This is a genomic window from Serratia oryzae (genome assembly GCF_001976145.1).
Lineage (GTDB): Bacteria > Pseudomonadota > Gammaproteobacteria > Enterobacterales > Enterobacteriaceae > Chania > Chania oryzae.
Map to the genome: position 1 here is coordinate 287,849 of NZ_MOXD01000004.1, position 18,353 is coordinate 306,201.

18 protein-coding genes and 1 riboswitch are annotated in these 18,353 nt (G+C 56.0%); of the genes, 13 read left to right on the forward strand and 5 right to left on the reverse strand.

Features of this window, described 5'->3' with window-relative positions; genetic code table 11:
* Positions 1 to 3 precede the first annotated feature (3 nt).
* Both hldE and yjeH read left to right on the forward strand, forming a co-directional pair.
* Positions 4 to 1,434, forward strand: coding sequence for a bifunctional D-glycero-beta-D-manno-heptose-7-phosphate kinase/D-glycero-beta-D-manno-heptose 1-phosphate adenylyltransferase HldE (gene hldE / locus BMI79_RS09725; RefSeq protein ID WP_076941932.1), 1,431 nt, complete (start codon positions 4 to 6; stop codon positions 1,432 to 1,434).
* A gap of 18 nt (positions 1,435 to 1,452) precedes the next feature.
* Complete coding sequence (gene yjeH / locus BMI79_RS09730) at positions 1,453 to 2,706, forward strand: L-methionine/branched-chain amino acid transporter (protein WP_076941933.1); 1,254 nt, start codon at positions 1,453 to 1,455, stop codon at positions 2,704 to 2,706.
* A gap of 28 nt (positions 2,707 to 2,734) precedes the next feature.
* Here yjeH and ubiK read toward each other — a convergent pair whose 3' ends face one another.
* Positions 2,735 to 3,010 carry a ubiquinone biosynthesis accessory factor UbiK gene (ubiK, locus tag BMI79_RS09735; protein WP_076941934.1) on the reverse strand — a complete coding sequence of 92 codons (276 nt, stop codon included), beginning with the start codon at positions 3,008 to 3,010 and terminating at the stop codon, positions 2,735 to 2,737.
* A 127-nt stretch (positions 3,011 to 3,137) separates the two neighbouring features.
* A riboswitch (FMN riboswitch) is annotated at positions 3,138 to 3,298 on the forward strand.
* 110 nt (positions 3,299 to 3,408) lie between these two features.
* Here ubiK and ribB point away from each other — a divergent pair.
* Positions 3,409 to 4,062 (forward strand): 3,4-dihydroxy-2-butanone-4-phosphate synthase, encoded by a 654-nt coding sequence (ribB, locus tag BMI79_RS09740; RefSeq protein ID WP_076941935.1) that lies wholly within the window; start codon positions 3,409 to 3,411, stop codon positions 4,060 to 4,062.
* A 168-nt stretch (positions 4,063 to 4,230) separates the two neighbouring features.
* Here ribB and zupT read toward each other — a convergent pair whose 3' ends face one another.
* A complete protein-coding gene (gene zupT, locus BMI79_RS09745; protein WP_076941936.1) occupies positions 4,231 to 4,998 on the reverse strand; it encodes a zinc transporter ZupT in 768 nt (255 codons plus the stop codon).
* A 209-nt stretch (positions 4,999 to 5,207) separates the two neighbouring features.
* Between zupT and ygiD the strand changes: the two genes are divergently transcribed.
* Positions 5,208 to 5,990, forward strand: a complete 783-nt coding sequence (gene ygiD / locus BMI79_RS09750; protein ID WP_076941937.1) for a 4,5-DOPA-extradiol-dioxygenase — start codon at positions 5,208 to 5,210, stop codon at positions 5,988 to 5,990.
* 50 nt (positions 5,991 to 6,040) lie between these two features.
* Here the strand turns inward: ygiD and BMI79_RS09755 are convergent, their stop codons facing one another.
* Both BMI79_RS09755 and BMI79_RS09760 read right to left on the reverse strand, forming a co-directional pair.
* The gene (locus tag BMI79_RS09755; RefSeq protein ID WP_076941938.1) at positions 6,041 to 7,201 is read right to left on the reverse strand and encodes a glutathionylspermidine synthase family protein; all 1,161 of its coding nucleotides are present in this window, start codon (positions 7,199 to 7,201) and stop codon (positions 6,041 to 6,043) included.
* A gap of 3 nt (positions 7,202 to 7,204) precedes the next feature.
* On the reverse strand, positions 7,205 to 7,864 hold the full coding sequence (locus tag BMI79_RS09760; RefSeq protein ID WP_076941939.1) for a DUF1190 family protein: 660 nt from the start codon (positions 7,862 to 7,864) through the stop codon (positions 7,205 to 7,207).
* 296 nt (positions 7,865 to 8,160) lie between these two features.
* Here BMI79_RS09760 and dhaK point away from each other — a divergent pair, with 296 nt between their 5' ends.
* The 4 genes from dhaK to BMI79_RS09780 are packed head-to-tail and all read left to right on the forward strand — an operon-like array spanning position 8,161 to position 11,764.
* The gene (dhaK, locus tag BMI79_RS09765; RefSeq protein WP_076942069.1) at positions 8,161 to 9,240 is read left to right on the forward strand and encodes a dihydroxyacetone kinase subunit DhaK; all 1,080 of its coding nucleotides are present in this window, start codon (positions 8,161 to 8,163) and stop codon (positions 9,238 to 9,240) included.
* Positions 9,237 to 9,875, forward strand: coding sequence for a dihydroxyacetone kinase subunit DhaL (gene dhaL / locus BMI79_RS09770; protein WP_076941940.1), 639 nt, complete (start codon positions 9,237 to 9,239; stop codon positions 9,873 to 9,875). Before dhaK ends, dhaL begins: the two co-directional genes overlap by 4 nt.
* Complete coding sequence (gene dhaM, locus BMI79_RS09775; protein ID WP_076941941.1) at positions 9,872 to 11,302, forward strand: dihydroxyacetone kinase phosphoryl donor subunit DhaM; 1,431 nt, start codon at positions 9,872 to 9,874, stop codon at positions 11,300 to 11,302. The genes dhaL and dhaM overlap by 4 nt, the downstream gene beginning before the upstream one ends.
* Before the next feature lie 24 nt (positions 11,303 to 11,326).
* Positions 11,327 to 11,764, forward strand: coding sequence for a GyrI-like domain-containing protein (locus tag BMI79_RS09780; RefSeq protein WP_076941942.1), 438 nt, complete (start codon positions 11,327 to 11,329; stop codon positions 11,762 to 11,764).
* Between the two features lie 225 nt (positions 11,765 to 11,989).
* Here BMI79_RS09780 and tolC read toward each other — a convergent pair whose 3' ends face one another.
* Entirely contained in the window at positions 11,990 to 13,426 is a 1,437-nt protein-coding gene (tolC, locus tag BMI79_RS09790) for an outer membrane channel protein TolC (protein WP_076941944.1), read from the reverse strand.
* A 285-nt stretch (positions 13,427 to 13,711) separates the two neighbouring features.
* Between tolC and nudF the strand changes: the two genes are divergently transcribed.
* The 5 genes from nudF (at position 13,712) to parE (ending at position 18,307) form a co-directional block, all read left to right on the forward strand.
* Positions 13,712 to 14,344: an ADP-ribose diphosphatase gene (gene nudF / locus BMI79_RS09795; protein WP_076941945.1), complete on the forward strand. Its 633-nt coding sequence runs from the start codon at positions 13,712 to 13,714 to the stop codon at positions 14,342 to 14,344.
* Positions 14,345 to 14,770, forward strand: coding sequence for a DUF1249 family protein (locus tag BMI79_RS09800; protein WP_076941946.1), 426 nt, complete (start codon positions 14,345 to 14,347; stop codon positions 14,768 to 14,770).
* 153 nt (positions 14,771 to 14,923) lie between these two features.
* Positions 14,924 to 15,751, forward strand: a complete 828-nt coding sequence (gene cpdA, locus BMI79_RS09805; protein ID WP_076941947.1) for a 3',5'-cyclic-AMP phosphodiesterase — start codon at positions 14,924 to 14,926, stop codon at positions 15,749 to 15,751.
* Positions 15,751 to 16,326 carry an esterase YqiA gene (gene yqiA / locus BMI79_RS09810; RefSeq protein WP_076941948.1) on the forward strand — a complete coding sequence of 192 codons (576 nt, stop codon included), beginning with the start codon at positions 15,751 to 15,753 and terminating at the stop codon, positions 16,324 to 16,326. The genes cpdA and yqiA overlap by 1 nt, the downstream gene beginning before the upstream one ends.
* A gap of 85 nt (positions 16,327 to 16,411) precedes the next feature.
* On the forward strand, positions 16,412 to 18,307 hold the full coding sequence (gene parE, locus BMI79_RS09815; protein ID WP_076941949.1) for a DNA topoisomerase IV subunit B: 1,896 nt from the start codon (positions 16,412 to 16,414) through the stop codon (positions 18,305 to 18,307).
* The last annotated feature ends 46 nt before the right edge of the window (positions 18,308 to 18,353 follow it).

Below are 18,353 nucleotides of genomic sequence, written 5' to 3' on the forward strand. Positions count from 1 at the left end.
CGGATGAAAGTTACACTGCCTGATTTTCGCCGTGCCGGTGTGCTGGTGGTTGGTGATGTCATGTTGGACCGCTATTGGTATGGGCCAACCAGCCGTATTTCACCGGAAGCGCCGGTGCCGGTGGTCAAGGTTGATACCATTGAAGAGCGTCCCGGCGGTGCGGCTAACGTTGCGATGAACATCGCGTCACTCGGTGCCAATTCGCGCCTGGTGGGGCTGACCGGCATCGACGATGCGGCGCGTGCGCTAAGTGCCAAGCTGAGCGAAGTCAACGTGCGTTGTGACTTTGTCTCGGTGCCGACGCACCCGACCATCACCAAGCTGCGCGTGCTTTCCCGCAACCAGCAGTTGATCCGCCTGGATTTCGAAGAAGGTTTCTCTAACGTCGATCCGCAGCCAATGCTGGAGCGCATCCAGCAGGCGTTGCCGCAGATTGGCGCACTGGTGCTGTCGGACTACGGCAAAGGGGCGCTGAGCAAAGTGCAGGGCATGATCGCCCTGGCGCGAGCGGCTAACGTGCCGGTGCTGATCGATCCAAAAGGCACCGACTTTGAGCGCTACCGTGGCGCGACGCTGCTGACGCCAAACCTGTCTGAGTTCGAAGCGGTAGTTGGCCATTGCAAAGATGACGATGAACTGGTCGAACGCGGCATGAAGCTGGTGGCTGATTATGCGCTTTCAGCGTTGCTGGTCACCCGTTCCGAACAGGGGATGACGCTGTTGCAACCAGGCCATGAGCCGTTGCATCTGCCAACGCAGGCGCAGGAAGTGTTCGATGTTACCGGTGCGGGGGATACGGTCATTGGCGTGCTGGCGGCGTCGCTGGCGGCAGGTAACTCGCTGGAGGAGTCTTGCTTCCTGGCGAACGCGGCGGCCGGCGTGGTGGTTGGCAAGCTGGGAACCTCCACCGTTTCGCCTATCGAGCTGGAAAACGCCATTCGTGGCCGTGCCGAAACCGGTTTTGGCGTAATGACCGAAGCCGAACTGAAAAAGGCCGTGGCGCAGGCGCGGCAGCGCGGTGAAAAAGTGGTGATGACCAACGGCATCTTTGACATTCTGCATGCTGGCCATGTTTCCTATCTGGCGAATGCGCGCAAGCTGGGCGATCGCCTGATCGTCGCGGTTAACAGCGATGCTTCCACTAAACGCCTGAAAGGGGAAACGCGCCCGATCAACCCGTTAGAAAATCGTATGATCGTGCTGGGTGCCCTGGGGGCCGTGGACTGGGTGGTGCCGTTTGAAGAGGATACGCCGCAGCGCCTGATCGCCGACATCCTGCCAGATTTACTGGTCAAAGGCGGTGATTACAAGCCGCAGGACATTGCTGGTAGTGCCGAAGTCTGGGCCAACGGCGGTGAGGTGAAAGTGCTGAACTTTGAAGATGGGTTATCAACAACCAACATTATCAAAGCCATCAAAGATGGGCGTGATTAACGCCCAATAAGGCTTATCGTGAGTGGACTGAAGCAGGATCTGAGTTTGGCGCAGGGCGTTGGGCTGTTGTCCACTTCGCTGCTGGGGACCGGGGTGTTTGCTGTACCGGCACTGGCGGCGCAGGTCGCTGGAAATGACAGCCTGTGGGCCTGGCCGATACTGATTGCGCTGGTGTTTCCGATCGCTATTGCCTTTGCGGCGTTAGGCCGCCACTTCCCCAGCGCGGGCGGTGCGGCGCACTTTGTCGGTTTGGCCTTCGGGCCGCGTATGGCGAGAGTGACCGGCTGGCTGTTTCTCTCCGTGATCCCCGTTGGGTTGCCTGCCGCGTTGCAAATTGCGGCAGGTTTCTGGCAATCCGCGTTTGGCTGGAGTGCCAACGGTTTGCTGCTGGTGCAGATTGCCACGCTGGTGGTGATCTGGCTGCTCGGCACGCGCAGTGCCGGTTCCAGCGCCAATATTCAGACGCTGATTGCTATTCTGGTTGTTGCGTTGGTGGTGGCGATCTGGTGGAAAGGCGGCATTACGCCAGCACAGATCCCTTGGCCCGTGGTCAGCAACATTTCCCCGCCCAACATGTTCCACGCTTTGGCCGTGATGTTCTGGTGCTTCGTTGGGCTGGAAGCTTTTGCCCATCTGGCCACCGAATTCCGTAACTCTGAACGGGATTTCCCGCGCGCGCTGCTGATTGGCATGCTGGTGGCCGGTGCCGTCTACTGGGGCTGCACCGTGGCGGTGCTGCACTTTCATGCCTACGGTGCCGATCGCGCTGCCGCCGCTTCGCTGCCCGGCGTGGTTGTACAACTGTTTGGCGAAAGCGCGCTGTGGATTGCCTGCATCATCGGTTATCTGGCGTGTTTTGCCAGCGTGAATATCTATACCCAGAGCTTTGCCCGCCTGGTGTGGTCGCAGGCTCAGGCCAAGCCATCAAGCGCGTTGGCCAAACTTTCCCCAGGCCGGGTGCCGGTGAATGCCTTGAGCGCAGTGGTGGGGTGCTGCCTGATCTTTACTCTGCTGATCTATACCCTGAATCTACCGCTGGATACGCTGCTGGTGTATGCCAATGGGATTTTTGTGCTGATTTATCTGCTGTGTATGCTGGCCGGTTGCTGGATCCTGCCGGGGCGTGCGCGGCTGATGGCGGTGATTGGCTCAATATTGTGCCTGTTGCTGCTGGTGATTATCGGTTGGAAAAGCCTGTATGCAGTGGTGATGCTGGCGCTGATCTGGCTGGTGCTGCCGCGCCGGGCACAGGTGGTCGTCAGGAAGGAATAAGGGCGCGTTGCGGCGCCCTCGATCACGTTTATTCGTCTTCTGGTTTGTTGGCTGGCGCGGCACTCTGCTTGCCTTCCAGCTCGGCCAAACGCTGCTCCAGCAACGCCAGCTTCTCGCGGGTGCGCAGCAGCACTTGAGTTTGCACGTCGAACTCTTCACGGTTAACCAGATCCAGCCGGGTTAGCTGCGCCTGCAGCACCTGACGGACCTTTTTCTCAACGTCTTCCCCGAATTCCCGTACGCCTTTAGGCAGAGATTCTTGTACCTGGCGTGCGATCTGTTCGATTTTTTTCGGGTCAATCATGGCATTTCCCTTTCTGATATTGGGTGGCTGGTGCCTAGTGTAATGCGAGTTGCCTGCCGGATAAACCAATACTCTTCATCTCACCGCGTGGCTTGAAACACGAAGGTGATGGCGCTATAGTCGAGAGGCTTATTCTCAGGGCGGGGTGAAAGTCCCCACCGGCGGTAAATCACCTTCTACGGTGAAAGCCCGCGAGCGCTCAACTTCTCTCTTGAGGGAGGTTAGAGGTCAGCAGATCCGGTGTAATTCCGGGGCCGACGGTTATAGTCCGGATGGGAGAGAGTAACGACACCTGTCGGGCTTATGCCCGCTTGCGTTATTTTTTCGGCTATGGTTATAGCCACTCCTCAAGCTAGCCCTGGTTCTGGTAATCCATAATATTAATGAGGTTTTTTACCATGAATCAGACTCTACTTTCAGATTTCGGCACGCCAGCAGAACGCGTTGAACGCGCGCTCGACGCATTGCGCAACGGGCGCGGTGTGATGGTGCTCGATGATGAAAACCGTGAAAACGAAGGTGATATGATCTTCGCCGCAGAAACCATGACCGTTGAGCAGATGGCGCTGACCATTCGCCACGGCAGCGGTATTGTGTGCCTGTGTATCACCGAAGATCGTCGCCAGCAGCTTGAGCTGCCGATGATGGTTACCAATAACTCCAGCCAGTTCCAAACGGCGTTTACCGTGACTATCGAAGCCGCACAGGGCGTGACGACAGGGGTATCGGCAACCGATCGCCTGACAACCATTCGCGCCGCGATTGCCGATCACGCCAAGCCGAGCGATTTAAGCCGCCCAGGCCACGTGTTCCCGCTGCGTGCCCAACCGGGTGGCGTATTGAGCCGCCGTGGCCACACCGAAGCGACGATCGACCTGGTCTCGATGGCCGGTTTCAAACCTGCCGGTGTGCTGTGTGAACTGACCAACGATGACGGCAGCATGGCGCGCGCGCCGGAAGTGATCGAGTTCGCCAAACAGCACCAGATGGTTGTATTGACCATTGAAGATCTGGTGGCGTACCGTCAGGCGCAGGAAAAGAAAGCCAGCTGATTGGCTGAAAAGAGGTAAAAAGCCGCGTGTGTCGCGTAATGCTTGTCAGTTAAGGCTAACCAGTTCCCTCTCCCTTGGGGAGAGGGGGCGGCTCCTTTAGCAATTGCACACAATTATGCAGTTTTGCGTTTAACTGACCGGCATTACGCGTGTCGCGGCTTTTTCTTATTAACCAATCCCGCCGCTTTGCAGCAGCGTCAGGCTGAATCCCATTACTGCCATGCCACAAAGCACGCCATAACTTGGGTTATTGTGCGGATCGATCTCTTTGGCCAGCGGCATCAGTTCATCCACCGACAGCGCCACCATAATCCCGGCTACTGCCGCCATAATTGACGCCATTACCACCGGCGAAACCATCGGGCCCAACAGCAGAAAAGCCAGAACCCCTCCCAGGATTTCTGCCAGGCCGGATATCCCCGACCACATCAGCGCCTTGGTTTTTGAACCGGTCGCTGCATACACCGGCCCGGCCACTGCCAGCCCTTCGGGAATATTGTGAATCGCGACGGCCAACGCAATCCCCATGCCCAGTTCCAGATCGGCACTGGCAGTGACGAAGGTGGCGATGCCTTCAGGGAAGTTGTGCAGGCTGATCCCCAGCGTCAACAGGACTGCCGTGCGCTTGAGGTTGTGCGGTTTAATCGGCTTTTGCACCAAGTCTTGCGGGTGCTGGTGTGGCAGCAGGCGATCGAGCGCAAAGTAGCCCAAGAGCCCAAGCATAAACATGCCGTAGCCGAGCATCGGTGACATCCCTGGGGTATGCAATGCGGCAGGCAGCATTTCCATCAGAGAAATCAGCAGCATAATCCCGGCGGCAAAGCCGAGGGAAAATGCCAACAGGCGGTTAGAAGGTTTCTGGCCAATAATGCCGAACAGGGCGCCGACAAAGGTCGCGCCACCGGCCAGCAGGGTCAGAATCAGCGGTACTGACAAGATAGATTCCTTTATGCTAATGATTATTGTTTATGCTCTGATACTAACAGAGTAAAGGTATAAATCGAGCTGATTTGGCTTATTACTTCCATTGATCTCGCCGTTCAAATTTATTGAAGATCTTCATCATGGTTATCTGACTGTTTCCCGAAAACAAAGGGCGTAATGTAATCAGCAGAAAGAATATGACGCTAACCAAAGGATAACTTATGACCACCTCTCGTATGCCTGCACTTTTTCTTGGCCACGGTAGCCCGATGAACGTGCTGGAAGAGAATCGTTATACCCAGGCGTGGCGTGCATTGGGTGAGCAATTACCACGCCCGAAAGCGATCGTTGCCGTTTCTGCCCACTGGTATACCCGGGGCACGGCCGTGACGGCGATGGAGCAGCCAAAAACCATTCACGACTTTGGCGGCTTTCCTCAGGCGCTGTTTGATACCCAATATCCGGCACCTGGTTCACCAGAACTGGCGGCAGAGTTGCAAGCTTTGCTGGCTCCGATCGAGGTGGTGGCAGACAGCGGTGAATGGGGATTGGATCACGGTACTTGGGGCGTGCTGATCAAAATGTACCCGCAAGCGGATATCCCGGTGGTGCAGCTCAGTATCGATGGCACCCAGCCTGCTGAGTACCACTATGCAATGGGGCGTAAGCTCGCGGCGCTGCGCGATCGGGGCATCATGATCGTTGCCAGCGGGAATGTGGTGCATAACCTGCGGATGGTGAAATGGCAGGGGAACGCTACTCCTTATCCGTGGGCAGAATCATTCAACCAGTACGTGCGTGATAACCTGAATTATCAGGGGGATAACCATCCGCTGGTGAATTTTATGCAACACGAAGGCGCGGCATTGTCGAACCCCACGCCGGAACATTATCTGCCGTTGCTGTATGTGCTGGGCGGTTGGGATGGCAAAGAGCCGATCTCAATCCCGGTCGACGGCATTGAAATGGGGGCATTGAGCATGCTTTCGGTGCAGGTAGGCTAATAATCATTGGGCGCAACATGCTGCTGCGCCCAATTTATTGCAACGTACTATCAGCCAAGGATGATATGCGGGTAGAAACGTGACAGATCCTGAGTGATCAACTCGCGATCTTCCCGCAGGCCGATGCCGCAAGGCTGATCGTTCACCAGCCAGCTACCAATCAGCGTATAGCTGCCTTCAAACTGCGGCAGCGGGTGGAACTGCTGCACAATCATGCCTTCTTCGCCGTACGGCCCTTCGACGCGTGCCACTTCCTGGCCGTTTTGCACGATCTGGATATTCGCCCCTTCGCGTGAGAACAGCGGCTTGGTGACGTAGTGATCCAATGGTGGGTGATCGTCTTGTGCAAAGTAAGCCGGTAGCAGATTCGGATGGTTGGGGAACATTTCCCACAACAGCGGCAACAGCGCCTTATTGGAGATAATGCTCTTCCACGCCGGTTCCAGCCAGCGCACGCCAGCGTCTTCCAGCTTGGTGGAAAACATTTCGCGCAGCATGAATTCCCAAGGGTAGAGTTTGAACAGGTTACCGATAACCTGGTTTTGCAGATCGGTAAACTGGCCTTTCTCACCCAAGCCGATCTCTTCCATAAACAGGAATTCGGTCGGCAGGCCGGCTTCCAGCGCACAATCTTGCAGATATTGCACCGTACCGCGATCTTCCTCGCTGTCTTGGCAGCAGGCCAGATGCAGCAGGTTAAAGCCGTGATGGGTTTGCAGTTCGGCAAAGCGCTCGATCAGTTTTTCCTGCAGGCTATTGTACTGATCGGACTCTGGATCCAACTTGCCAGCGTTGATCTGATCCTCCAGCCACAGCCATTGGAAAAAGGCCGCTTCATACAGCGAAGTGGGCGTATCGGCGTTGTTTTCCAGCAGTTTAGGCGGGTTGACGCCGTCATAAGCCAGATCGAGACGTGAATACAGCGAAGGCTGATTGGTGCGCCAGGAGCTGCGGACGAAATCCCAGGTATGTTTTGGAATACAGAACTTGGTCATCAACTCGTCGCTGTTGACCACTTTCTCCACCACCTGCAGGCACATTTGATGCAGCTCTGCGGTAGCGTTTTCGATCTCTTCAATTTGCGCCAGGGTGAACTGGTAGTAGGCATCTTCACACCAGTACGGCTCGCCGTACATGGTGTGAAACTTAAACCCGAATTCAGTGGCTTTTTCGCGCCAGTCTGGGCGCTCGGTAATCGCAACGCGTTTCATGCCTTAACCGCCCATGCTACGAGAGCTGGAACTGGAGGTGGCGCTGCTGCGCTGCATGCTGGTCTGTTTGGCGACGGTTTCACCAAAGCCACCACGGGTGATGGTGTTGGTTACCGGCGGCTTAGGCGCCATGGCGGTTTTTGGCACGGTCATGGTACGACCGCCAGCGGTAGCTGGGCCGTAGCTCTTGCCGGTAGCATCAACGAATTTGCCGTTTGCCGGGCTGGCACCATTTTTAGAGGTGAACAGCGGCTGCTGGGCAAAGCCCGAACCGCCCATCATACGGCCCATCATATAGCCCGCCATCAAAGGCATCCAAGAGATACCACTGTTTTGTGATTCTGCGGCCATGCCTGCCTGAGCAGGTGCTGGCGTTTGTGTACATTGCGTTTCGCCGAATTCGGCTACGCAATCTTCACGGGTGGCATACTTCGGCGCGGTTTTCTCGGCTTCTTTCAGCGCGTTGTTGTACGCGGTGGTGCATTGCTCGCTCATCGAAGGATTGGCGCGCGAACAATCGTCGGCATTCTGATAAAGAGAAACCGTTTCATCCGCCTGTTCGCAGCCGGCCAGCATAAAGACTGCGCTGATCGCCAAAGCCACGGGCGCAACGCGCCAGGATTTGCGGAATGTATCTCGGTTGATGTTTTTTGTTCGTTTCATCGTTAGTAATCCCATCATTTGGGCTGTATTCGCCCTTACCCAGTAGTAGGCCGTAAGGATAGGGGAAAGATGGTCATAATTAAAGCGAAAATGCCCATAGAATCCACTCTTTACGCAGCTATACGTTGTGATGTGCGCCAGTTCGCTTTACGGCGGTAGAAAGCTTTATCTGCGTGCCATTATGCAACATCATGCGGCTTATAATGCTTAAATCTTGTCCAGTCGCCACAGGTGCTCGGCGCATATCGCCAAAATGCACAACAGCGTATCGACATTTCCAACAAGAGGAGTGAATGGTGAAGAAACTGCTCAATAGCCTTGAGTCGGTATTAGATGAACAATTGCTGGGAATGGGGGAAGCCCATCCGGAACTGCGTGTCCATCAGGAGCCCCGTTTTGTTACACGGGCTGAGGGGCCGGTTCCCGGCAAGGTAGCGCTCTTGTCCGGTGGAGGCAGCGGCCACGAGCCGATGCACTGTGGTTTTGTCGGCGAAGGAATGCTGGATGGCGCTTGCCCTGGAGAGATCTTCACTTCACCGACGCCGGACCAAATGTACCAATGCGGCCAGGCTATCGACGGTGGCGCTGGCGTATTGCTGATCATCAAGAACTATACCGGCGACGTAATGAATTTTGAGACGGCGACCGAATTGCTGCATGACAGCGGCACGCTGGTGGCAACCGTGCTGGTGGATGATGACGTGGCGGTCAAAGACAGCCTGTTTACCGCCGGGCGGCGCGGTGTAGCTAACACTGTGCTGATGGAAAAGCTGCTCGGTGCGGCGGCGGTAAAGGGTGGCGACTTGGAGGCGTTGGTGGCGCTGGGCCACAAAGTCAACAATCAGGGGCATTCGATCGGTATCGCCCTCGGTGCCTGCACCGTTCCTGCTGCTGGTAGACCGTCGTTTACTCTGGCAGACAATGAAATGGAGTTCGGCGTGGGGATCCATGGCGAGCCAGGTATCGAACGGCGGCCATTCACCACCCTCAATCAGGCCGTCGATGATATGTTCCATACCCTGATTGAACATGGCCCCTATCAGCGCACGATCCGCGTTTGGGATCGCAAACTTGCGGCATGGCGTGATGAAAGCCAGAGTAAACGGGCTCTGGCGCGCGGCGATCGGGTTATTGCACTGGTCAATAATCTGGGGGCCACGCCGCTTTCCGAGTTGTATGGTGTTTACCACCGCCTGGCAGAGCGCTGCGCGGAGGCCGGGATAATCATTGAACGTAATCTGGTGGGTTCATACTGCACTTCACTGGATATGCAGGGGGTTTCTATCACCTTGCTGCAAGTCGATGACGAATTACTATCGCTGTGGGACGCACCGGTGAAAACTCCTGCGTTGCGCTGGAACTGGGAGGAAGCATGACGTTAAGCAAACAACAGGTGCTGGAGTGGCTGCTGCGTTGCGCTGAGGTTTTTACCCGTGAGCGCGATGTTTTAACCCAGTTGGATACCGAGATTGGCGACGGCGACCACGGCCTGAACATGAGCCGTGGTTTTAACAAAGTGGTGGAAAAGCTGCCTGCGGTGGCGGATCAGGATATCGGTACTATTTTGAAAAACACCGGTATGACGCTGCTTTCCAGCGTTGGCGGTGCCAGCGGCCCCTTGTTTGGCACTTTCTTTATCCGCGCGGCACAGGCAGCTAATGCCAAGCAAAGCCTGGATCTGGCGGAGTTGCAGCAGGTGATCCAGGAGGGCGTTGCCGGCGTGGCGATGCGTGGCAAGGCGGAACCGGGGGATAAAACCCTGTGTGACGTCTGGTGGCCGGTGCTAGAGAGCCTTGGCCAGTCGGTACAGCAACAGCGTGGTTTGCCGCAGGCTTTACAGCAGGCCGCCGTGCGTGCAGAACAGGCGGCGCTGGCGACGATCCCGATGCAGGCACGTAAAGGGCGCGCCAGCTATCTGGGGGAACGTAGCATTGGTCATCAGGATCCGGGGGCCACCTCGGTCATGCTGATGATGAAAACGCTGGCTGCAGTAGCGGAGAAAGCCGGATGATCAACATCGTTGTCGTTTCACACAGTGCTCAACTGGCGCGTGGCGTAGAGGAACTGGCCCGGCAGATGATGCGTGGTGATGGCTGCAAGTTGGCGCTAGCCGCGGGGATTGATGATGCTGAACAGCCGATCGGCACAGATGCGCTAAAGGTGATGGCGGCGATCGAGTCGGTATCTGATGGAACCGGGATCCTGGTGCTGATGGATCTCGGCAGCGCGTTGTTGAGTGCGGAAACGGCGCTTGAGTTGTTGGCCCCGGAACTGGCAGCGAAGGTGGTGCTGTGTTCTGCACCGCTGGTGGAAGGCACGTTGGCGGCGGTGGTGGCAGCCAACTCCGGTGGTGGTTTGGAACAGGTTCTGGCGGAGGCGCAGGGGGCTTTGCAGATTAAGCAGGTGCAATTGGGGGAAGGGAAGCCCGCAGCCACAGCGCTGGAGTTGCCACTGACGGCAGGCAAAAGCCTGAGCTGGAAGATACAGAACCCACATGGCCTGCACGCTCGCCCGGCGGCGCGTTTGGCGGAGGTGCTGGCGCCCTTTGACGCGGAACTGGTGTTGGAGAATCACGGTCAATGCGCCAGCCCTTTGAGCCTGAATCAACTGGCGTTGTTGCAAATCCATCAGGGTGACACCATCCGCCTGATCGCCAATGGCCCGCAGGCTGACGCCGCGCTGGCCGCTTTCAAAGCATTGGCAGAGCAGCATTTTGGCGAAACCGTTACCGAGCAGCAACAGCCTTCGCTGCATGGTATGCCGGTGGTGGAGAGTGTCAGTAGCGGCCCGATATGGCAGGCTCTCAGCTTTTGGCCGCAGATGAACCTGCGCAAGGTGGGTGCTGGTGATGTGCTGCATGAGCAACAGCGGTTACGTATCGCCTTGCAGCGCACGCTGAGCGATCTCAACAAGCTGGCAGAACGCACCGCTACGCTGGTGGGTAAGGTACAAGCGGCGATATTCGGAGCGCACAGCATATTGCTGGACGATCCGGATCTGCAACAGGCAGCCTATACCCGTATTGCTCAGGAACATTGCAGTGCCGAACAGGCATGGCAGCGGGAACTTGAGCAGGTTGCTGCTGGCTATCGGGCGTTGGACGATGAATATCTGCAGGCGCGTGAGCAGGATGTGCGCGACATTCTGCGCCGCACGCTGAGCCACTTGCAGCAGCAGCCAATCCCGCCGCTCATTCTCCGCGCACCGTCAATTCTGGTGATGGATGAGTTGATGCCTTCAGACGTGGTGATGCTCGATCGACGCATGGTGCTTGGTATTTGTTTGAGTGGTGGCAGCGCATTATCACATGCCGCCATTCTGGCCAAAGCGATGGGGATCCCGATGGTTGTGGGCATGCACGGTTGCATGAGTAAAACCCGCAGTGGGCAGAAAGCGAGGTTGGATGCCGCACGTGGGGTGCTGCAGCTTAGCCATTAGGTGGCACAGCAACGAGGGGGTAACATGGACTATCAGCAGGTTCGCAAAGCAGCATTTACGGTCACCGGTATCCGCAAGGTCACCCCTGATGGTGGCGTTCTCTGGGATATTATCAAGTCAGACGGCAGTAAAGCGCGGTTGGAGGCACTGTCAGGCAAGGTCTGTGATATTGGCCTGTGCTTTGGTTTTGATGCCGCCGTGGGCAACGATTATCTGGCTGGCGTCGAAGGCGTTAGCCTCGAAGGTTTTACGTGCTATGCCTATCCCGCCACCACTTTTTTATTGTTTGACGTAAAAGGCAAAATCTCTGATGGGGTATTGAGTAAAGCCTGGGAAAGCGTCAAGAAGAAAGGGTTACCGACTGGGCATACGCCAAGCGCTTTACCAACGCTGGAGCGCTACAGAGTGTGGAGCGAGACAGCAGATCAATGCCATGTTGAGATCATGATACCGCTTGCATAAAGCCACATCGTTTGCCCAGGCTGGCTTGAAGTATGACGGGTATATATACCCTTCATACTTCAAGTTGCATGTGCGTTGGCTTTCCTCGCTCACCCCAGTCACTTACTTGAGTAAGCTCCTGGGGATTCACTGCGTTGCCGCCTTCCTGCAACTCGAATTATTTTGGGTATAGAGAATAAAAAACGGGGCCGACTTGTCGAGCCCCGTTTTTTATGGCTACGGCGATCAGTTACGCAACATGCTGCTGCGTGCAGGTTTGGCCGTTGCTGGCGCTGCCGCACTGGCTCCGTCGGCGTAGGCATCCTGAGCGGAGGTGGCTGGCGCTACCACCTCTGGCGAGGTGGAAACTGGCTTACCCAACACGCCGTTCATCATCATCAGATCGTTTTCATTCAGCGTACCGAGCGCAGATTTGATGTTTAACTGATTGATCAGATAGGAATAACGCGCGCTGGAAAGTTGCTGCTTGGCGTTATACAGCGTGGTGGTGGCATTCAGCACATCGACAATGGTACGCGTGCCCACTTCGTAACCGGCTTCTGTCGCGTCCAGTGAACTTTGGGCAGAGACTACCGCCTGTTTATAAGCGTTGATGCTGCTGACAGAGGCAGAGACGTTGTTGAAGGAAGAACGTACGGTCTGCACTACGCTGCGATGCACGCTTTCCAACTGCTCACTGGCACCAACAAAGTTGTACTGCGCCTGTTGCACCCGAGAATTGGTCACACCACCGTTATACAGCGGCAGGTTTAAACTGACACCGACCTGATTCTGACCATTATCCCTGCTAGGTGAAGTGTTGTTGGAACCGCTGTTTCTTGTATTAGTGATGCCTGTAGACGCGGAGACATCGACGGTCGGCATATAGCCGGTCTGTGCCGATTTGATCTGCTCACGGGCCAGATCCTGGCTCAGGCGCGCAGAAAGCAGGCTCAGGTTGCGCTTCTCGGCTTCTTTCAGCAGGTTATTCACCGCCTCCGGGCGTTGAGTACTGAATTTGTCAGTATTGAGTGAAGCCAGTTCCGGGTAGAAAGTACCGGTGATCTGACGCAGGCTTTCTACTGCGTTATCCAGATTGTTACGTGCGGTCACTTCATTTGCCAGCACGGTATCGTAGTTGGAGCGGGCGTTCTGCACGTCGGTAATCGCCACCAGGCCGACGTTAAAACGTTGGGTAGTCTGATCCAGAGTACGGTAAACCGCCTGTTTGTTTGCCTGAACATAGGACAGCGAATCAATCGCCTGCAGCACGTTGAAGTAGGCGGTGGCGGTATCAAGGATTAGCTTCTGGGAAGCCGTCTGGAAAGTGACATCTGAAATCCCAGCGGTTTTTTCCTGCAGCGTCAGCGCACGCCATTTGGACATATCAAAAATGGTCTGTGTCAGTGCCAAGGAACCGCTGGTGGCATTGCTGTTGACGCCGTTTGCATCACGGAAACCGTTGGTATGGTTGTAACCGGCAGATAATCCAAGCTGTGGCAGCAACGGGCTGCGTGCCTCACTGATCTTTTCAAATGCCGCATCACGGTCAGCCGCCGTTTTACGCAGATCGGGGTTACTTTCCCGCGCCTGTTTGTACACCTGCAACAGGTTTTCTGCCTGGCTCATTGCACTGAAGCCACTCAGGCTCAGTCCGATAAGAAGGGGGAGCAGTTTCTTCATTTGCATTCCTTGTTGTGCAGCAATATTGCTATGTTAGCGCTGACGATAGACGAAATAATTGCCGATTCTAGCAGAGTGCGCCGATGGCTTAAGTTGGCTTAATGTGCCATCTCACAGAACTTTTACCTTTCAGGGCGCTACGTTGACCTACGCTTGACAGTTTGCACATGCATCACCTGATATCATGGTTCACAATCTATCACAAAGCCGAGGAAGATGACCCTGCCGTTTCTGTCATCAAAACCGTTTATTTTACCGGCATACTTACCCAGGAGAATTCGCCAGATGAACCACTTGCAACCTTCGCCCGTTACTCTTGATGAAAATGATGTAGAAATTATTGCACGTGAGACGCTATATCGTGGTTTTTTTTCGCTTAATTTATACCGGTTCCGTCATCGTTTGTTCAATGGTGAGATGAGTGGCGAGGTAAAACGCGAGATTTTTGAGCGCGGCCATGCGGCAGTGTTGCTACCCTATGATCCGGTGCGTGATGAAGTGGTCTTGATTGAGCAACTGCGCATTGCGGCGATCGATACTTCGATTTCCCCTTGGCTGCTGGAAATGGTGGCAGGTATTATTGAAACTGGGGAAAGCGTAGAGGATGTCTGCCGCCGTGAAGCGCTGGAAGAGGCCGGAGTGGTGGTTGGGCGCTGTAAACCGGTGTTGAGTTATCTGGCCAGCCCCGGCGGCACCAGCGAACGCTTGTCGATCATGGTGGGTGAGGTTGATGCTCTGACGGCGGAAGGGATCCACGGACTGGAGGAGGAAAATGAAGATATCCGTGTCCATGTGGTCAGCCGTGAGCAGGCTTACCGCTGGGTTGAAGAAGGCGCAATTGACAACGCTGCATCCGTGATCGCATTGCAGTGGCTGGCGTTGCACCATGAATCGCTCAAAGCAGAGTGGGTCGACTAAATGCAAAAGCGCTATACCCCTGATTTTCCGGAAATGATGAGATTGTGCGAAACCAATTTCGCACAATTACGCCGTTTGCTGCCGCGCAACGACGAAGTGGGTGAAACTGTGACTTATCAGGTGAGTGGCGCCAGTTATCGTTTGACTATTGTTGAATCTACCCGTTATACGGCGCTGGTGGCCATTGAGCAGACGGCGCCCGCGGTCAGCTACTGGAGCCTGCCAGCCATGACGGTGCGGCTATATTATGACGCGATGGTTGCGGAAGTGTGTTCCAGTCAGCAGATCTACCGCTTTAAAGCGCGTTATGATTATCCGAATAAAAAGTTGCATCAACGTGACGAAAAGCATCAAATTAACCAGTTTCTTGCTGATTGGTTGCGCTATTGTTTAGCGCATGGAGCGATGGCGGTTCCGGTTATGTAATACCCTATGGATTTCAAGTTGCAACTGGGCGACAAGCTCGTGAGTCCTCAGGAGCTTAGGTTGCTAAGTGACTGAGGTGAGCGAGCGCAGTCAACAACGTGGCAGCTTGAAAGACGGTGGGTAAAGGCAGACTGCAATAACAAAGGACACCATTTGGAAAGCCTGTTTCAACTGCCTGTGGCGAGTGGGGCCACGGTCAGGATCCTGCAAATAACAGATACCCACCTTTTTGCCGGTAAAAGTGAGACCTTGCTGGGCATCAATACCTATTCCAGCTATCACGCCGTGTTGGATGCCATCATCGCCCAACAGCGGGCGAGCGATTTGATCGTCGCGACTGGCGATTTGGCACAGGATCATTCCCTGGCCGCCTACCGGCACTTTGCTGAAGGTATTACCCGGCTGCCCGCACCTTGTGCCTGGCTGCCGGGCAATCACGATTTCCAACCGGCAATGGTTGATGCATTAGCCGCCGCCGGGATCGCGCCTTCCAAGCATATTCTGCTAGGAGATCGCTGGCAGGTACTGCTGTTGGACAGCCAGGTTTTCGGCGTGCCGCACGGCGAACTGAGTGATTACCAGTTGGAGTGGATGGAGCGTTGCCTCATCGCCTTTCCTGAGCGCTATACGCTGCTGTTGCTGCATCACCATCCATTAGCCTCTGGCTGCACCTGGCTCGATCAGCACAGCCTGCGTAACTCGCACATGTTGGATGCCGTGCTTGCGCACTATCCCAAAGTGAATACCCTGCTGTGCGGGCATATTCACCAGGAGCTGGATCTCGACTGGCAGGGGCGCCGCGTGCTGGCTTCTCCTTCTACCTGTGTGCAATTCAAACCGCATTGTACCAATTTTACGATCGACGAGGTTTCCCCGGGCTGGCGCTACCTGGATCTGCTGCCCGATGGCCGCGTAGAAACTCAGGTATTCCGGCTGGAGAACGACGATTTCCGCCCCGATATGGACTCGGACGGCTACTGATGCCTTCAACATTGCTCTACCTACACGGTTTTAACAGTTCCCCGCTCTCGGCTAAGGCAACCTCTTTCAAGGCGTGGCTGGCTGCACATCGCCCAGAAATCGAGATGCTGGTACCACAGTTGCCGCCTTACCCGGAAGAGGCGGCGGACATGCTCGAAAATCTGGTGATGGAACGGGCAGGCCATACGCTGGGGGTGGTGGGCTCTTCATTGGGGGGCTATTACGCTACTTGGCTGTCACAGTGCTTTGCGCTGCCCGCCGTGGTGGTTAACCCGGCGGTGAAGCCGTTTGAACTGCTGATCGACTATCTCGGGCAGAACGAGAACCCCTACACCGGCCAGCAATATGTGTTAGAGTCACGCCACGTTTACGATCTGAAAGTGATGCAGATCGATCCCTTGGAGTCGCCGGATTTAATCTGGTTGCTGCAACAAACGGGCGATGAAATCCTCGATTACGGGCAGGCCGTGGCTTATTACACCGCCTGTCGGCAAACGGTGGAGTCCGGTGGAAACCACGCCTTCGTCGGTTTCGAACACTACTTCCCCCAGATTGTGGATTTTTTAGGGCTATAACACCGCTGCAACTTCACGTGCTGCAGGTATACTGAAGAAGCAGGCGGTTTCAGCACCTCCCCTTAACCACGAAAAATAATCAACGATGACTCAATCCAGCTATAACGCTGATGCCATTGAAGTACTCAGCGGTCTAGAACCAGTGCGCCGCCGTCCCGGTATGTATACCGACACGACGCGCCCGAACCACCTCGGCCAAGAGGTGATTGATAACAGCGTCGATGAAGCGTTGGCGGGCCACGCCAAGCGCATCGATGTGATTCTGCACGCCGATCAGTCGCTGGAAGTGATTGATGATGGCCGCGGTATGCCGGTGGATATCCACCCGGAAGAAGGCGTGCCAGCGGTGGAACTGATCCTTTGCCGCCTGCATGCTGGCGGTAAGTTCTCCAATAAAAATTACCAGTTCTCCGGCGGCCTGCACGGTGTGGGGATCTCGGTGGTGAACGCCTTGTCAAAGCGCGTGGAAGTCAGCGTGCGCCGTGACGGTAACGTCTACGGCATCGCTTTCGAAAACGGCGATAAAGTGCAGGAACTGACGATCACCGGCACCTGCGGTAAACGCAACACCGGTACCAGCGTGCATTTCTGGCCTGACGAGCAGTTCTTCGACAGCCCGCGTTTCTCGGTTTCACGTCTCTCCCACCTGCTGAAGGCTAAAGCGGTGCTGTGTCCCGGGGTCGAAATCTACTTTTTCGACAAGGTAAACAATACCGAGCAGCGTTGGTGTTACCAGGACGGCCTGACCGACTACCTGATGGAAGCGGTGAACGGCCTGATTACCCTGCCGGAAAAAGCGTTTGTCGGTAGCTTTGCCGGTGATACCGAGGCGGTGGACTGGGCGCTGTTGTGGCTGCCGGAAGGTGGCGAACTGCTGACGGAAAGCTACGTTAACCTGATCCCGACCATGCAGGGCGGTACGCATGTCAACGGCTTGCGCCAGGGGCTGCTGGATGCGATGCGTGAATTCTGCGAATTCCGTAATATTCTGCCGCGCGGCGTGAAGCTTTCCGCCGAAGATATCTGGGATCGCTGTGCTTACGTGCTGTCGGTGAAAATGCAGGATCCGCAATTTGCCGGGCAGACCAAGGAGCGTTTGTCTTCGCGCCAGTGCGCGGCGTTTGTTTCTGGCGTGGTGAAAGACGCCTTCAGCCTGTGGCTGAATCAGAACGTGCAGGCGGCCGAACAACTGGCGGAACTGGCGATCTCCAGCGCCCAGCGCCGTTTGCGGGCGGCGAAAAAAGTGGTGCGTAAAAAGCTGACCAGCGGCCCGGCGTTGCCCGGCAAACTGGCGGATTGCACCTCGCAGGATCTGAGCATGACCGAACTGTTCCTGGTGGAAGGGGACTCGGCGGGCGGCTCGGCCAAGCAGGCGCGCGATCGTGAGTATCAGGCGATCATGCCGTTGAAAGGGAAGATCCTGAACACCTGGGAAGTCTCTTCTGACGAAGTGCTGGCGTCGCAGGAAGTGCATGATATCTCGGTGGCGATCGGCATCGATCCCGACAGCGAAGATCTCAGCCAACTGCGTTACGGCAAGATCTGTATCCTGGCGGATGCGGACTCCGACGGCTTGCATATTGCCACGCTGCTGTGTGCGCTGTTTGTGCGCCACTTCCGCACGCTGGTCAAAGGCGGGCACGTGTATGTGGCGATGCCACCGCTGTACCGTATCGACCTGGGTAAAGAGGTGTACTACGCCCTCGACGAAGAGGAGAAGGCCGGGGTGCTGGAGCAGTTGAAGCGTAAGAAAGGTAAACCGAACGTCCAGCGCTTCAAAGGGCTGGGTGAGATGAACCCGCTGCAACTGCGTGAAACCACGCTCGATCCCAATACTCGCCGCCTGGTGCAGTTGACCATTGATGACGAGAATGCGGATCACACCATGGCACTGATGGATATGCTGCTGGCGAAGAAGCGCTCGGAAGATCGCCGCAACTGGCTGCAGGATAAAGGCGACATGGCCGAGCTTTCGGTCTGATGCCCGGGGGCCGGCATACCGGCCCCTGCCTCAATCCGTAGAGGCG